Source organism: Novosphingobium percolationis, assembly GCF_020179425.1.
In the GTDB taxonomy this organism is placed as follows: domain Bacteria; phylum Pseudomonadota; class Alphaproteobacteria; order Sphingomonadales; family Sphingomonadaceae; genus Novosphingobium; species Novosphingobium percolationis.
On sequence record NZ_JAILYM010000005.1, the window covers coordinates 134,537 to 147,214 of the forward strand.

At 68.0% G+C, this 12,678-nt stretch carries 12 protein-coding genes; 6 read left to right on the plus strand and 6 right to left on the minus strand.

Annotation, left to right across the window (positions count from 1 at the left end; translation table 11 throughout):
* Nucleotides 1-148: 148 nt before the first annotated feature.
* From clpA to K3A84_RS14105, 5 genes are all read left to right on the plus strand, one after another.
* Complete coding sequence (gene clpA / locus K3A84_RS14085) at nt 149-2,512, plus strand: ATP-dependent Clp protease ATP-binding subunit ClpA (protein ID WP_225009986.1); 2,364 nt, start codon at nt 149-151, stop codon at nt 2,510-2,512.
* A 164-nt stretch (nt 2,513-2,676) separates the two neighbouring features.
* On the plus strand, nt 2,677-3,681 hold the full coding sequence (locus K3A84_RS14090) for a ligase-associated DNA damage response exonuclease (protein ID WP_225009987.1): 1,005 nt from the start codon (nt 2,677-2,679) through the stop codon (nt 3,679-3,681).
* Complete coding sequence (locus K3A84_RS14095) at nt 3,681-5,303, plus strand: cisplatin damage response ATP-dependent DNA ligase (protein WP_225009988.1); 1,623 nt, start codon at nt 3,681-3,683, stop codon at nt 5,301-5,303. The genes K3A84_RS14090 and K3A84_RS14095 overlap by 1 nt, the downstream gene beginning before the upstream one ends.
* Before the next feature lie 69 nt (nt 5,304-5,372).
* Nucleotides 5,373-5,795 carry a group II truncated hemoglobin gene (locus K3A84_RS14100; protein ID WP_225009989.1) on the plus strand — a complete coding sequence of 141 codons (423 nt, stop codon included), beginning with the start codon at nt 5,373-5,375 and terminating at the stop codon, nt 5,793-5,795.
* 51 nt (nt 5,796-5,846) lie between these two features.
* Nucleotides 5,847-6,488 (plus strand): YoaK family protein, encoded by a 642-nt coding sequence (locus K3A84_RS14105; RefSeq protein WP_225009990.1) that lies wholly within the window; start codon nt 5,847-5,849, stop codon nt 6,486-6,488.
* 262 nt (nt 6,489-6,750) lie between these two features.
* Here the strand turns inward: K3A84_RS14105 and K3A84_RS14110 are convergent, their stop codons facing one another.
* The 6 genes from K3A84_RS14110 to K3A84_RS14135 form a co-directional block, all read right to left on the minus strand.
* A complete protein-coding gene (locus tag K3A84_RS14110; RefSeq protein WP_225009991.1) occupies nt 6,751-7,500 on the minus strand; it encodes an SDR family oxidoreductase in 750 nt (249 codons plus the stop codon).
* A gap of 61 nt (nt 7,501-7,561) precedes the next feature.
* The gene (locus K3A84_RS14115; RefSeq protein WP_225009992.1) at nt 7,562-7,852 is read right to left on the minus strand and encodes a DUF167 domain-containing protein; all 291 of its coding nucleotides are present in this window, start codon (nt 7,850-7,852) and stop codon (nt 7,562-7,564) included.
* Nucleotides 7,833-8,375: a GNAT family N-acetyltransferase gene (locus tag K3A84_RS14120; RefSeq protein WP_225009993.1), complete on the minus strand. Its 543-nt coding sequence runs from the start codon at nt 8,373-8,375 to the stop codon at nt 7,833-7,835. Before K3A84_RS14120 ends, K3A84_RS14115 begins: the two co-directional genes overlap by 20 nt.
* Nucleotides 8,372-9,367: a porphobilinogen synthase gene (gene hemB / locus K3A84_RS14125; protein WP_225009994.1), complete on the minus strand. Its 996-nt coding sequence runs from the start codon at nt 9,365-9,367 to the stop codon at nt 8,372-8,374. The genes K3A84_RS14120 and hemB overlap by 4 nt, the downstream gene beginning before the upstream one ends.
* A gap of 89 nt (nt 9,368-9,456) precedes the next feature.
* Nucleotides 9,457-11,013: a M23 family metallopeptidase gene (locus K3A84_RS20545; RefSeq protein ID WP_225009995.1), complete on the minus strand. Its 1,557-nt coding sequence runs from the start codon at nt 11,011-11,013 to the stop codon at nt 9,457-9,459.
* Nucleotides 11,014-11,093: 80 nt separating this feature from the next.
* Nucleotides 11,094-11,501, minus strand: coding sequence for a hypothetical protein (locus K3A84_RS14135; RefSeq protein WP_225009996.1), 408 nt, complete (start codon nt 11,499-11,501; stop codon nt 11,094-11,096).
* Nucleotides 11,502-11,587: 86 nt separating this feature from the next.
* Here K3A84_RS14135 and K3A84_RS14140 point away from each other — a divergent pair, with 86 nt between their 5' ends.
* The gene (locus K3A84_RS14140) at nt 11,588-12,619 is read left to right on the plus strand and encodes a DUF3667 domain-containing protein (protein WP_225009997.1); all 1,032 of its coding nucleotides are present in this window, start codon (nt 11,588-11,590) and stop codon (nt 12,617-12,619) included.
* Nucleotides 12,620-12,678 lie beyond the last annotated feature (59 nt).

The following is a 12,678-nucleotide window of genomic DNA, read 5'->3' on the forward strand; positions in this document are numbered from 1 at the left end:
CCGGCCCGCGCCCATCCAGCCTGCGCCCGCCCGGCATTGGTTGCCGCCCGTGCATTCGGTTTAGCCGCGGTTAAGCAGAAGCATGTTCATCTCCCGCAAGGGGTCACCCCGGCGACCGGATCGTCCGGCAGCCCGAGAAAGTAGGTCTATGCCAAGTTTCGCCCAGAGCCTTGAGAAGACGCTTCACGCCGCGCTCAGCAACGCTTCCGAGCGCAGCCACGAATACGCGACTCTCGAGCATCTCCTCCTTGCGCTGATCGACGATCCCGATGCGGCGCAGGTCATGCAGGCCTGCGGCGTGGATCTGGGCGACCTGGGCGACGTGGTGCGCCAGTACCTCGACCAGGAATACCAGTCGCTCAAGACGCAGGACAAGGCCGACCCCCAGCCCACCGCCGGGTTCCAGCGCGTGATCCAGCGCGCAATCCTGCACGTCCAGTCGAGCGGCAAGGGCACCGTCACCGGCGCCAACGTGCTGGTCGCGCTGTTCTCCGAGCGCGATTCCTACGCGGTCTATTTCCTTCAGCAGCAGGACATGAGCCGCCTGGACGCGGTCAGCTACATCAGCCACGGCATCGGCAAGGGCGGCCGCCAGGTCGAAAACCGCAATCCCAAGGGTGCGGAAGAAGAAACCCCCAAGCCCGAGGAAAAGGCCGAGGCCAAGGGTGCGAAGAAGGATTCCGCGCTCGACCAGTTCACCGTCAACCTCAACGAGAAGGCGCTGGCCGGAAAGGTCGATCCGCTGATCGGGCGCGGGCCGGAAGTGGATCGTACGATCCAGATCCTGTGCCGCCGCAGCAAGAACAACCCGCTCTATGTGGGCGATCCGGGCGTGGGCAAGACCGCCATCGCCGAAGGGCTTGCGCGCAAGATCGTCGAAGGCGACGTGCCCGAGGTGCTGAGCGAAGCGGTGATCTATTCGCTCGACATGGGCGCGCTGCTGGCTGGCACCCGCTATCGCGGCGATTTCGAGGAACGGCTGAAGCAGGTCGTTTCCGAGCTGGAAAAGATGCCGCACGCGATCCTGTTCATCGACGAGATCCACACCGTGATCGGCGCCGGCGCGACCAGCGGCGGCGCGATGGACGCCTCCAACCTGCTCAAGCCTGCGCTGAGCGGCGGCACCATCCGCTGCATCGGCTCGACCACCTACAAGGAGTTCCGCAACCACTTCGAAAAGGACCGCGCGCTGCTGCGGCGCTTCCAGAAGATCGACGTGAACGAACCCACGGTCGAGGACACGATCAAGATCCTGAAGGGTCTGCGCACCGCGTTCGAGGAACACCACAAGGTCAAGTACACGCCCGAGGCGATCAAGACCGCGGTGGAACTGTCGGCGCGCTACATCAACGACCGCAAGCTGCCCGACAAGGCGATCGACGTGATCGACGAAGTCGGCGCGATGCAGATGCTGGTGCCACCTTCGAAGCGCAAGAAGACCATCACCGCGCGCGAGATCGAACAGGTCATCGCGACCATGGCGCGCATCCCGCCCAAGTCGGTGTCGAGCGACGACAAGAAGGTGCTCGAACACCTCGAACGCGACCTCAAGCGGCTCGTGTTCGGGCAGGACAAGGCGATCGAGGTTCTGTCGAGCGCCATGAAGCTCAGCCGCGCGGGCCTGCGCGATCCGGACAAGCCGATCGGCTCGTTCCTGTTCTCGGGCCCCACCGGCGTCGGCAAGACCGAAGTCGCGCGCAGTCTTGCCCAGATCATGGGCATCCCGCTGCAGCGCTTCGACATGTCGGAATACATGGAGCGCCACTCGGTCAGCCGCCTGATCGGTGCGCCTCCGGGCTATGTCGGGTTCGACCAGGGCGGTCTGCTCACCGATGCCATCGACCAGCAGCCGCATTGCGTCCTGCTTCTCGACGAAATCGAAAAGGCGCACCCCGATCTGTTCAACATCCTGTTGCAGGTGATGGACAATGGCCGCCTCACCGACCACCACGGCAAAACGGTCGATTTCCGCAACGTGGTGCTCGTGATGACCACCAATGCGGGCGCGTCGGACATGGCGCGGCAGGGCATCGGCTTTGGCGACGTGTCCAAGGCGGATGCGGGCGACGAGGCGGTGAAGAAGATGTTCACCCCCGAATTCCGCAACCGTCTCGATGCGATCGTGCCGTTCGGCTACCTGCCGCCCGAAGTCGTCAGCCGGGTGGTGGACAAGTTCATCCTCCAGCTCGAACTCCAGCTGGCCGAACAGAACGTCCACATCCAGTTCGACAGCGACGCGCGCAGCTGGCTGGCCAAGCGCGGCTATGACAAGCTCTATGGCGCGCGCCCGATGGCGCGGCTGATCCAGGAGAAGGTCAAGAAACCGCTGGCCGAGGAGCTGCTGTTCGGGAAGCTCGCCAACGGTGGCGAAGTCCACGTCAGCCTCAAGGGCGAGGACGAAGGCCTGTCCTTCGAACTGACCCCGGCGGCGCCCAAGCTGGTCAAGAAGAAGGCCCGCAAGGGCAAGGCGGGCGACGCCGCCGCCGAGGAGCCCAACGCCGACGAGGCGTGAGCTTTCAGATGTGAATACCCCCGAAAGGGCGGCGGGAAACCGCCGCCCTTTTTCGTTGGGGCACGTGATTCCTCCCCCTCCCCGTGCCGGGAGGAGCCGCATCATCATCTCCCTTCCCGAAATCCCGTCTGGAACCGCCGCCCCCATTGCGCCATTCCTGTTGCATGGCAGGCGACTTCGCGTGGATCAGGCCCGAACCGCACGGCATCCACGTGGTGCCCGCCGATGCGTGGATCGATCCGGCGCGACCTGTCGAACGCGCGCTCGTCACCCACGGCCACGCCGACCATGCGCGCGGCGGGCACGGCCATGTCTTCGCGACGCCCGAAACGCTGGCGATCATGGGCCTGCGCTATGGCGGGGCGGCGCGTGAAACGCCCGTCGCCTATGGCGAGCGCATCGCGCTGCAAGGCGGGGTGTTCGCCACGTTCGTGCCTGCGGGCCACGTGCTGGGGTCCGCGCAGATCCTGCTCGAACATGGCGGTGAGCGGGTTGTCGTCACGGGCGACTACAAGCGCCTTTCCGATCCGACCTGCGCGCCGTTCCAGCCGGTGGCGTGCGATATCTTCATCACCGAGGCCACCTTCGGCCTGCCGGTGTTCCGCCATCCGCCCATCGCGGAGGAAATCGCCAGGTTGACCGGCGCGCTCGCCGCCAATCCGACGCGCTGCGTGGCGGTCGGCGCCTATGCGCTGGGCAAGGCGCAGCGGCTGATCGCCGAATTGCGCGCCGCCGGATACACCGCGCCCATCTTCCTGCACGGCGCGATGGAGAGGATGTGTCGGCTCTATGCCGACTACGGCATCGATCTGGGCGATCTGCGGCTGGTGGCCGATGCCCCCAAGGGAGCGCTCGAAGGGCAGATCGTGATCGCCCCGCCCTCGGCGCTCAACGATCGCTGGAGCCGCCGCCTGCCAGAGCCCATCACCGCCATGGCGTCAGGGTGGATGCGCGTGCGCCAGCGCGCCCGCCAGCGCAACGTCGAGCTGCCGCTGGTGATCTCCGACCATGCCGACTGGGACGAGCTGACCGCCACCATCGCGGAGGTGAACCCGCACGAAACCTGGATCACCCATGGCCGCGAGGAAGCGCTGCTGCGCTGGTGCCAGCTGAACCAGCGGCGGGCCCGCGCGCTGGCGCTGGTGGGCTACGAGGATGAGGACGACTGATGGAGCGCTTCGCCGCCCTGATCGACGCGCTCGTCTATACCCGCAGCCGCAACGGCAAGCTGGCGCTGATCGCGCAGTACTTGCGCGAGACGCCCGATCCCGATCGGGGCTGGGCGCTGGCGGCGCTGACCGACGGGCTGGACTTCCCGGCGGTCAAGGCGGGCACGGTGCGCGCGCTGATGGAGACCCGCGTGGACGAAGTGCTGTGGACGCTCAGCCGCGATTACGTGGGCGACACCGCCGAAACCGCCAGCCTGCTCTGGCCCGAGCCGCCGAACGAACAGGCCCCGCCGCCCTCGGTATCCGAAGTGGTCGCGCTGCTCCACCACGCCACGCGGGCAACCGCGCCCACGCTGCTGGCAGGGCTGCTCGACCGGCTCGACGCCAATGGCCGCTACGCGCTGCTCAAGCTGGCGACGGGGGCCATGCGCATCGGCATTTCCGCGCGGCTGGCCAAGGTCGCGTTTGCGCAGGCCTTTGACGTCAGCGTGGATGAAGTAGAGGAATACTGGCACGGACAGGCCGCGCCCTATCTGCCACTGTTCGACTGGGCGGCCGGCAAGGCCGAGCCGCCGCGCACCGACCTGCTGCCGCTGTTCCGCCCCTTCATGCTGGCGCACCCGCTGGAAGACGGCGCTGACGTCAGTCTGGCCGACTATGCTGCCGAATGGAAATGGGACGGCATCCGCGTCCAGCTCGTCCATGTGAATGGCGAGAGCCGCGTCTATTCGCGCAGCGGCGACGACATTTCGGGCAGCTTTCCCGAGATCGCCGCCGCCTTGCAGATCCCCGCCGTGCTCGATGGCGAACTGCTGGTGCGTGGGGATCACCAGGGCGGCGCGGAAGGCGGCGCGGCGAGCTTCAACGCGCTGCAGCAGCGGCTGGGGCGCAAGGCCCCTTCGGCGCGGATGCTCGCCGATTACCCCGCCTTCGTCCGGCTCTACGACGTGCTGATCGACGGGGGCGAGGACGTGCGCGACCAAGCGTGGGAGCAGCGCCGCGCGCGACTGGAAGCGTTGGTGCCCCGGCTCGATCCGCTGCGCTTCGACCTGTCGCAGGTGATCGACGCCGCCGACATGGACGCGCTGGCGCAGATCCGCAGCCTTGCGCGCGATGCCGCGATCGAAGGCGTGATGCTCAAGCGGCGCACATCGCCTTATGTCGCCGGGCGGCGCACCGGGCTGTGGTACAAGTGGAAGCGCGATCCGCTGCTGGTCGATTGCGTGCTGATGTATGCGCAGCGTGGCAGCGGCAAGCGATCGTCGTTCCATTCGGACTTCACCTTCGGCTGCTGGGACGGCGATCCCGATGCCGGGGCGGAGCTGCTGCCGGTGGGCAAGGCCTATTTCGGCTTCACCGATACCGAGCTGAAATGGCTCGATTCCTGGGTGCGCCAGCACACCATCGCGCGCTTCGGCCCGGTGCGCGAAACCGACAAGTCGCTGGTGTTCGAGGTCGCCTTCGATTCGGTCCACGCCAGCCGCCGCCACAAGTCCGGGGTCGCCATGCGCTTTCCCCGCATCAGCCGCATCCGCGCCGACAAGCCCGCGCACGAGGCCGACCGGCTGGCCACGCTCAAGGCGATGATCGCCGATCCTGCCCCGGTCGGTGGCAAGACTTGATCGGGATCAATTTTGCAGAGAGGCAGCGAGCCTAGACTGCTGGTTTGATCCCAGCTTCGGAGAATCCCCTTGGCCACCCAAGCCGACAATGCCACCGCCGACCCCGCTGCCGCCCCGCGCAGCCCGTTCGAGCGCATCGGCGGCCACGAGGCGATGCACCGCATCACCGAACGCTTCTACGACCTGATGGAAAACGCGCCGGAATATGCCGAGCTGCGCGCGATGCACGCGCCCGATCTCGCGCCGATGCGCGCCTCGCTGCCGTCGTTCCTCGCGGGATGGGCCGGTGGCCCGCGCGACTGGTTCAATGCCAATCCCGGCAAGTGCATGGTCTCGATGCATTCCCCCTTCGCGATCGACCGCAACACCGCGGGCCAGTGGGCCGAGGCGATGCAGCGCGCGATCCGGGAAAGCGAGGTCGCCGACCGCGAGATCGCCGATGCCATGGCCGACGTGCTCGCCAACATGGCGCGGGGCATGGCCAAGGGCTGAGGGCCAAGGCCTGATGGTGACGCGGGCGGCGTGGCGCGCTAGCCTGCCACGATGATCACCCACGATCGCGCCCGCCGCCGCTTCGCCATCGCGCTCGCCGCGCTGGCGGGCTTCGTCGATGCCGTGGGCTTCCTGTCGGCGGGCGGCTACTTCGTCTCGTTCATGTCCGGCAACACCACGCGGCTGGCCGTGCTGCTGGCGACCGATCCCCTGCGCGCGGTAACGCCCTTGCTGCTGATCGCCGGATTCGTCGCGGGCGTCATCCTGGGCTCGCTGGTCGCGCACCACGCGGACCGCTGGCGCAAGGCGGCCTTGCTTGGGGTCGTCGCGGGGCTTCTGCTGGCGGCGGCCATCGCCAGGACGATAGGCCTGCCAGTCGCCATGCTGGCGGCGATGGTGTTGGCGATGGGCGCGATCAACGCCATGTTCCAGCGCGATGGCGAAGTCTCGATCGGGCTGACGTACATGACCGGCGCGCTGGTCAAGCTGGGGCAAGGACTCGCCGCGCGCCTGTTGGGCCAACCGCGCAAGGGCTGGCCCGCCTGGGGCCTCTTATGGACCGGCCTGCTCGGCGGGGCCGTTTTGGGCGCGCTGATGCAGGATCGTGCGCCGCTGGCCTGCTTGTGGCTCGCCACCGGCTGGGCACTTGCGCTGCTGCCAATCGCGGTGCGCCTGCCGGCGGACAACGACTAGGCCGTAAACTCATAACCGGCGCCATCGAGGTTTGAGGCAGAAGGGCCAGGTGCAAGGAAGGAAAGTGCAGGAATATGTTGATATTTCAAGCTTTCCTGACGCGGCAGATGGCCCTTCTGGTCAAATCCCTGCGGGACGCCAAAATGGCTTCCATCTCGAACCAAGCCGCCCTTGGAAGGGCAACCAGCCCTCCCTGCGGGCGCCTTGGCCCGAGCTGTTTGCCATTTTGGCGCCTCGATGGTGCCGGTTATGAGTTTACGGCCTAGAGGTGCATGCCGCCCGAGGCTTCGATCACCTGCCCCGTCACCCAGCCCGCATCCGGCCCGGCCAGCATGGCAACCACACGCGCCACATCCTCCGGCTGGCCCACGCGGCGCAGCGCGGCAAGGCCCGCCAGCGCTTCGACCATGGCCGGATCGTTGAACAGGTCGGGCGCGAAGTCGGTGATCGTCGCGCCGGGGGCGACCGCGTTGACGGTGATCCCGCGCGCGCCCAGTTCCCCCGCCAGCGACACGCTGAAGTGATTCACCGCCGCCTTGCTCATCGCGTAGGCTAGGCACGAGGCATAGCCGACCTGCGCCACCATCGAGGAAATGTTCACGACGCGCCCGCCATCGCGCAGCCGCGACAGCGCGACGCGGGTGACGAAGAACGGACCCTTGGCATTGACCTGCATCTGGCGGTCGAAGCTGGCCTCGTCCGTCTCCGCCAGCGTCGCCATCGACCCGATCCCGGCGTTGTTGATCAGGATATCGAGCCCATCGGCCTGCGCATCGAAGGCGGCAAACATCGCGTCGATCGCGGCAAGGTCGCTGACGTCGGCGCAGAGCGCGAAGGCCGTGCCGCCCGCGCCGGCGATGTCGGCCACCACGGCATCGGCGGCGGCCTTGTCGCTGCGATAGTTCACCGCCACGTGCGCGCCATCGGCGGCAAGGCGCAGCGCCACGGCGCGGCCGATCCCGCGCGAACCTCCGGTCACGAGCGCGGTCTTTCCGGTGAGGGGCTTCTGCATGGGCATCCTTTCCAAGAGGTCTGCCCGAACGCTAGGCTGCCCGCCCCCGCGCGTAACCTCATCAAACTGCGGAGGGCGGCACCCGCAGCAGTTTCTCGCGCGAAGTTGCGCCGCGCAACAACTCGACTTTCGATGGCGCGACTTCCAGCGCCGCCGCGACCAGCGCCAGCACGGCGGTGGTGGCCTTGCCGTCCTCGGGCTTGGCGCGGACCTTCACCGATACGCGGCCTTGTTCGATGGAGATGCCCTCCACCTTGGCGCCGGGCGTCACGCGGACCGCAAGGCGGCCTTCGCCATCGACCAGCGCGCGCAAGGCCTCGGGCGCAGGCAGGTCAGCCTTGGGCCGCGCCATTGCGGTCCAGCCGATAGGCCACATGGCGCAGCAGCGGATCGTCCGCCGCCAGCCTGGGATGATCGAAATCGAGCGCGGGCTGATAGGCCATGCCCAGCCGTTCCATCACCGCGCGGCTGCGCGTGTTGTGAACATGGGTGATCGCCCAGACCGCATCGTCGGGCAGCTCGGCGAAGGCCCAGTCCACCGTCGCGCGCGCCGCTTCGCTGGCATAGCCATGGCCCCAGCAGTCCGAGGCGAGACGCCAGCCGATCTCGGCCTTGCCCTCGACCGGCCCCGCCGTGCCGCGAATGACGCCGCACCAGCCGATCAGCCGTGCATCCTCGCGCCGTTCCAGCGCCCAGAAGCAATGCCCGTCGCGCGCCTGCATCGCGATGCAGCGTTCGACCAGCGCTTGCGTCTCGGCCAGCGTCATCACCGGCCCCAGCGTCGCCATGACCACCGGGTCTGAACAGATCGCGTGGAACGCCGTGACGTCAGCTTCGCGCCAGGGTCGCAGGCGCAGCCGTGCGGTCTCGATCACGCGCCCATCAGGCGCGCCGCGTGGAGCGCGTGGTAGGTCAGCACACCCGAACAACCCGCGCGCTTGAACGCCAGCAGCGTTTCCAGCACCATCGCGTCACGGTCGGCCGCGCCCGCCGCCACCGCTGCCTCGATCATCGCGTATTCGCCGCTCACCTGGTAGGCGAAGACCGGAACGCCGAAGGCCTGCTTCACGCGAACCGCGATGTCGAGATAGGGCAGCCCCGGCTTGACCATCACGCTGTCAGCGCCTTCGGCCAGATCGAGTTCGACCTCGCGCAGCGCTTCCTCGGCATTGCCGGGGTCCATCTGATAGGTCTTCTTGTTGCCCTTGAGCAGCCCGCGCGAGCCGACCGCATCGCGGAACGGGCCATAGAACGCCGAGGCATACTTGGCAGCATAGGACATGATCTGGACGTTGACGTGGCCCTCGCCTTCCAGCGCCTCCCGGATCGCGGCGATGCGGCCGTCCATCATGTCCGACGGGGCGATGACGTCCGCCCCGGCATTGGCCTGATTCAGGCTCTGCCCGACGAGCACTTCGACGGTGGCGTCGTTCAGCACATAGCCCGCCTCGTCGATCAGCCCGTCCTGCCCGTGGCTGGTATAGGGATCGAGCGCGACATCGGTCAGCACGCCGATGTCATCGCCGCAGGCATCCTTGATCGCACGGATCGCACGGCACATCAGGTTGTCGGGATTGAGCGCCTCCCGCCCGTCCTCGCTGCGGCGCTCGGGCTGGGTATTGGGGAACAGCGCAAGGCAGGGGATGCCCGCCGCCACCGCTTCCTTCGCCCGCGCCACGATGCCGTCGACCGACCAGCGCGACACGCCCGGCAGCGAGGCGATGGGGTCTTCCACCCCTGTGCCTTCGGTGACGAACAGCGGCCAGATCAGGTCGGCGGGCGTCACCATCACTTCGCGGTGCAGGGCGCGGCTCCACGCGGTTGCACGGGTGCGGCGCAGGCGGATCATCGGATAGGAACTGGTCATGGCGCGTGTGTTAGGCCCGCCGGCAACGCGCCGCAACCATGCGCGGGCTTGCGAACTACGCACAGCACTTGCGCCCTGCGCAACCGGCGTCAGCGCAGCGCGGCGGTGGGCTTCAGCGCGACCATCTGCGACAGCCTGGCCTTGAACGCGGCGATCTGGCCGGGGTCCGCCGCCTGCCTGCGCGCCAGGAACCGCACCGAGGCCGGATCGACCACCTGCCCGCCGCGATAGAGTTCATAATGCAGGTGCGGCCCGGTGGAGAGGCCGGTCGAGCCGACATAGCCGATCACCTGCCCGCGCCGCACCGCCATGCCGGGCCCGACGGCGATGCGGCTCATGTGGCCATAGCCGGTGCCGATGCCGCCGCCATGGTCGAGCCGGACGTAGTTGCCGTGCCCGCCGTGCCATCCGGCGAAGCTGACACGCCCGTCGGTGGCAGCATAGACCGGCGATCCCCACGGCGCAGCAAAGTCGATCCCCGCATGCATCCGAACGAAGCCGAGGATGGGGTGTCGACGCAGGCCGAAGCCCGAGGTGACGTGGCCGGCCACCGGGGTCAGCAACGCGCCATCGCTGCCGGCGCCTTGCGCGCCGGTCAGCGCATCGAGCGATTCGAACGCACCTTCATTGCCCCAGCGCAGCAGTTGCAGACGCGGGCGGCCATCGCGCAGGATCGCCGCATATTGCAGGTCGCCCGCCTGCCCCTCGCCATCGGCGGCGCGCTTGTACGACACCACGAGGTCAAACTCGTCGGTCGGCAGGATTTCCTCGAACGGCAGAACCTCGTCCACCGTGCGCAAGTAGTCCTGCACCGTGCCCGGCGGCGCCCCGGCGGCACGCGCCGAGCGGTAGAGGCTTGCGCCCACCACCCCGCGCAGCCGCAAGGGCTGCGTATCGACCGGAATCGCGGTGCGCGACAGGCCCAGCCCGCCGCCACTGCGCGCGATGTTCAGCGCGAGGTCGAAGCGCGGGCGCACCTTGATCGCCTGCAAGGGGCGCGGGTCCGCAGGGCTTGTGCGCGCGCCCAGCGTGATGTCGAAGCGCGTGCCTGGCTGGATCTCGGTCAGCGCCACGGCGGATCCCAGCAGCGCGCTCGCCTGTCCGGCATCGCCCAGCCCCACGCCCGCGCGCTGCAGCATCCGCTGCACCGTATCGTTCTCACCCAGTGTCGCGGCGAGCTGGATCTCGGGCCGTTCAGGCGCGTATTCAAGCCGCATCACCAGGTCCGGACTGGCCGCGAAGTGCCGCCCGCTGGTCGCTCCCTGCACGAAGGGTCGCAAGCTGTGTGCCGCGAACTCTTTCTGCGCGGCATCATCGATCGGCATCAGCGGCGCGGCTTGGAGCGGGGCGAAATCGGGCCAGCAAGCCGCAGCGGCAAGCGCCAGGCCCAGCAGCGTGCCCAGCCCCCGGAACCAGCGCGCGCTGCCCACGTCCTCGGCCAGATCGGGGGTCAGGTCAGCACGATGCGCCCAGCCTTCTATACGCCGGCACAGTCCGTCCCAGCGGCGCGCCAGCGGGTGGTCGCTTCGGCGCGGCGCACGCAGGGGCGGTGCCTCGACGGCCGGAGGCGGAACGAGAGGACGCGCCCGCGCTCGACCGAACGTCGCCACGGCAACAGCGCCCGATTGCTCCACCGGCCCGAACACGGCTTGGCGCCTTCCTTTCCTTCGCGAATTGCCGCTCTTCCCTGCCGCGACAAGGTTAATTCGGCGTGAAGAAAGCCTTATTACCGCGCGCCGCAGGGATAGCGCGCATGGAACAGGTCGGCCACGGCCGTGGCGACGCTGGTCTGTCCGCGCGCCGCCACCGGATAGGACCGCATCTGCGCCATGACGTCATGGCTGTTGAACGGCGCGCGCGGCGGCGGGCACGAACTGGGGCGGCCAGCCGCCTGTTCCCCCTTCAGCCGCGCGCGATAGGCCTGCGCCGCGCCGGTCACTTCGGCCTTGAGCAGCTTGTAGTCTCCGCTCATCAGCGCGAACGGCCCCTTGGCGCGCAGCGCATCGGCCTTGGCGAGGAACGTCGCGATGGACATCGCGCCAACGCCGCCTGTCACTTGCGCATCCGCGGTCACTGGCGTCACCATGATGCCCAGCAGCGCTGCCATCTGCAGCGCATGTCGTTTCACCTGCATCCTTTTAATCTCCCATCCGTCGCCCGGTGGTAGTCGCGCGCGGCGTCCTTGGCTATGCCGCAGGCAAGGACCGTGGGGGAATGGACATGAGCGACGCACAGGCGATCGGCGACATGGTGGAAAGCACGCTGCAAGCGCGCGTGATCGAGCCGACCGCCGGCGAAGATTCGGGCCACACGCACGAAAGCGCATGCCTCAACTGCGGCACCCCGCTGGTCGGCAGCCACTGCCACCGATGCGGGCAGGCGGCGCACGTCCACCGCACGCTCGGCGCCTTTTTCCACGATCTTCTCCACGGCGTTTTCCACTTCGAGGGCAAGATCTGGCGTACCCTGCCCATGCTCGTCACACGGCCCGGAGAGCTGACCCGCCGCTATGTCGCGGGCCAGCGCGCCAGCTTCGTATCGCCGCTGGCGTTGTTCCTGTTCAGCGTGTTCCTCGCCTTCGCGGTCTATCACCGCACCGCGTCGGAGGCGGACCTGGAAAGTGGCGGCATCGTGCAGCAGAGCGATCCGGCGAAGGCGGAAAAGGCGATTGCCGCCAAGATCGCCACGCTCGAAGCCCGGCGCGCCACAGCCTTGCGCCAAGGGAAGGACACCGGCGCGATCGATGGCGAATTGCAGGGCCAGCTGACCGCGCTGGAAGTCGTGCGTCAGGTCGGGTCCGCGCCGGACCGCCACGAGAAGGTCAGCGACATCGCCGCGATCGACCACGCGGTGCAGAAGTTCAAGGCGAACCCCGCGCTCACCGCCTACAAGGCGCAGAACTATGCCTACAAGTACAGCTGGGCGCTGATCCCGATCTCGGTGCCCTTCCTGTGGCTGCTGTTCCCGTTCAGCCGCCGCTTCCACCTCTACGACCACACCGTGTTCGTGACCTATTCGCTCAGCTTCATGACGCTGCTGAGCGTGGCGGTGATGCTGGCGGGCGCGGCCAATCTCGATTGGCTGGCGGGGGTGCTGATGCTGGCCCCGCCGCTGCACATGTACCGCCAGTTGCGCGGGGCCTATGGCACCTCGCGGATCGGTGGGCTGCTCAGGACGTTCGCGCTATCGGTCTTCGCCGTGGTGGCGCTCGGGCTGTTCGTGATCCTGATCGTCGCCGAAACCGGCGCTTAGTGCGATTTCAAGCCGGATGATCTCATCCGGCGGCTCGGAAATCGCTGCGAATCCAGCTT

Excerpts from the sequence above, each read along its gene's own strand:
- clpA (WP_225009986.1), top strand. The coding sequence starts at position 149 with ATGCCAAGTTTCGCCCAGAGCCTTGAGAAGACGCTTCACGCCGCGCTC.
- K3A84_RS14090 (WP_225009987.1), top strand. The coding sequence starts at position 2,677 with ATGGCAGGCGACTTCGCGTGGATCAGGCCCGAACCGCACGGCATCCAC.
- K3A84_RS14095 (WP_225009988.1), top strand. The coding sequence starts at position 3,681 with ATGGAGCGCTTCGCCGCCCTGATCGACGCGCTCGTCTATACCCGCAGC.
- K3A84_RS14105 (WP_225009990.1), top strand. The coding sequence starts at position 5,847 with ATGATCACCCACGATCGCGCCCGCCGCCGCTTCGCCATCGCGCTCGCC.
- K3A84_RS14110 (WP_225009991.1), bottom strand. The coding sequence starts at position 7,500 with ATGCAGAAGCCCCTCACCGGAAAGACCGCGCTCGTGACCGGAGGTTCG.
- K3A84_RS14115 (WP_225009992.1), bottom strand. The coding sequence starts at position 7,852 with ATGGCGCGGCCCAAGGCTGACCTGCCTGCGCCCGAGGCCTTGCGCGCG.
- hemB (WP_225009994.1), bottom strand. The coding sequence starts at position 9,367 with ATGACCAGTTCCTATCCGATGATCCGCCTGCGCCGCACCCGTGCAACC.
- K3A84_RS14135 (WP_225009996.1), bottom strand. The coding sequence starts at position 11,501 with ATGCAGGTGAAACGACATGCGCTGCAGATGGCAGCGCTGCTGGGCATC.
- K3A84_RS14140 (WP_225009997.1), top strand. The coding sequence starts at position 11,588 with ATGAGCGACGCACAGGCGATCGGCGACATGGTGGAAAGCACGCTGCAA.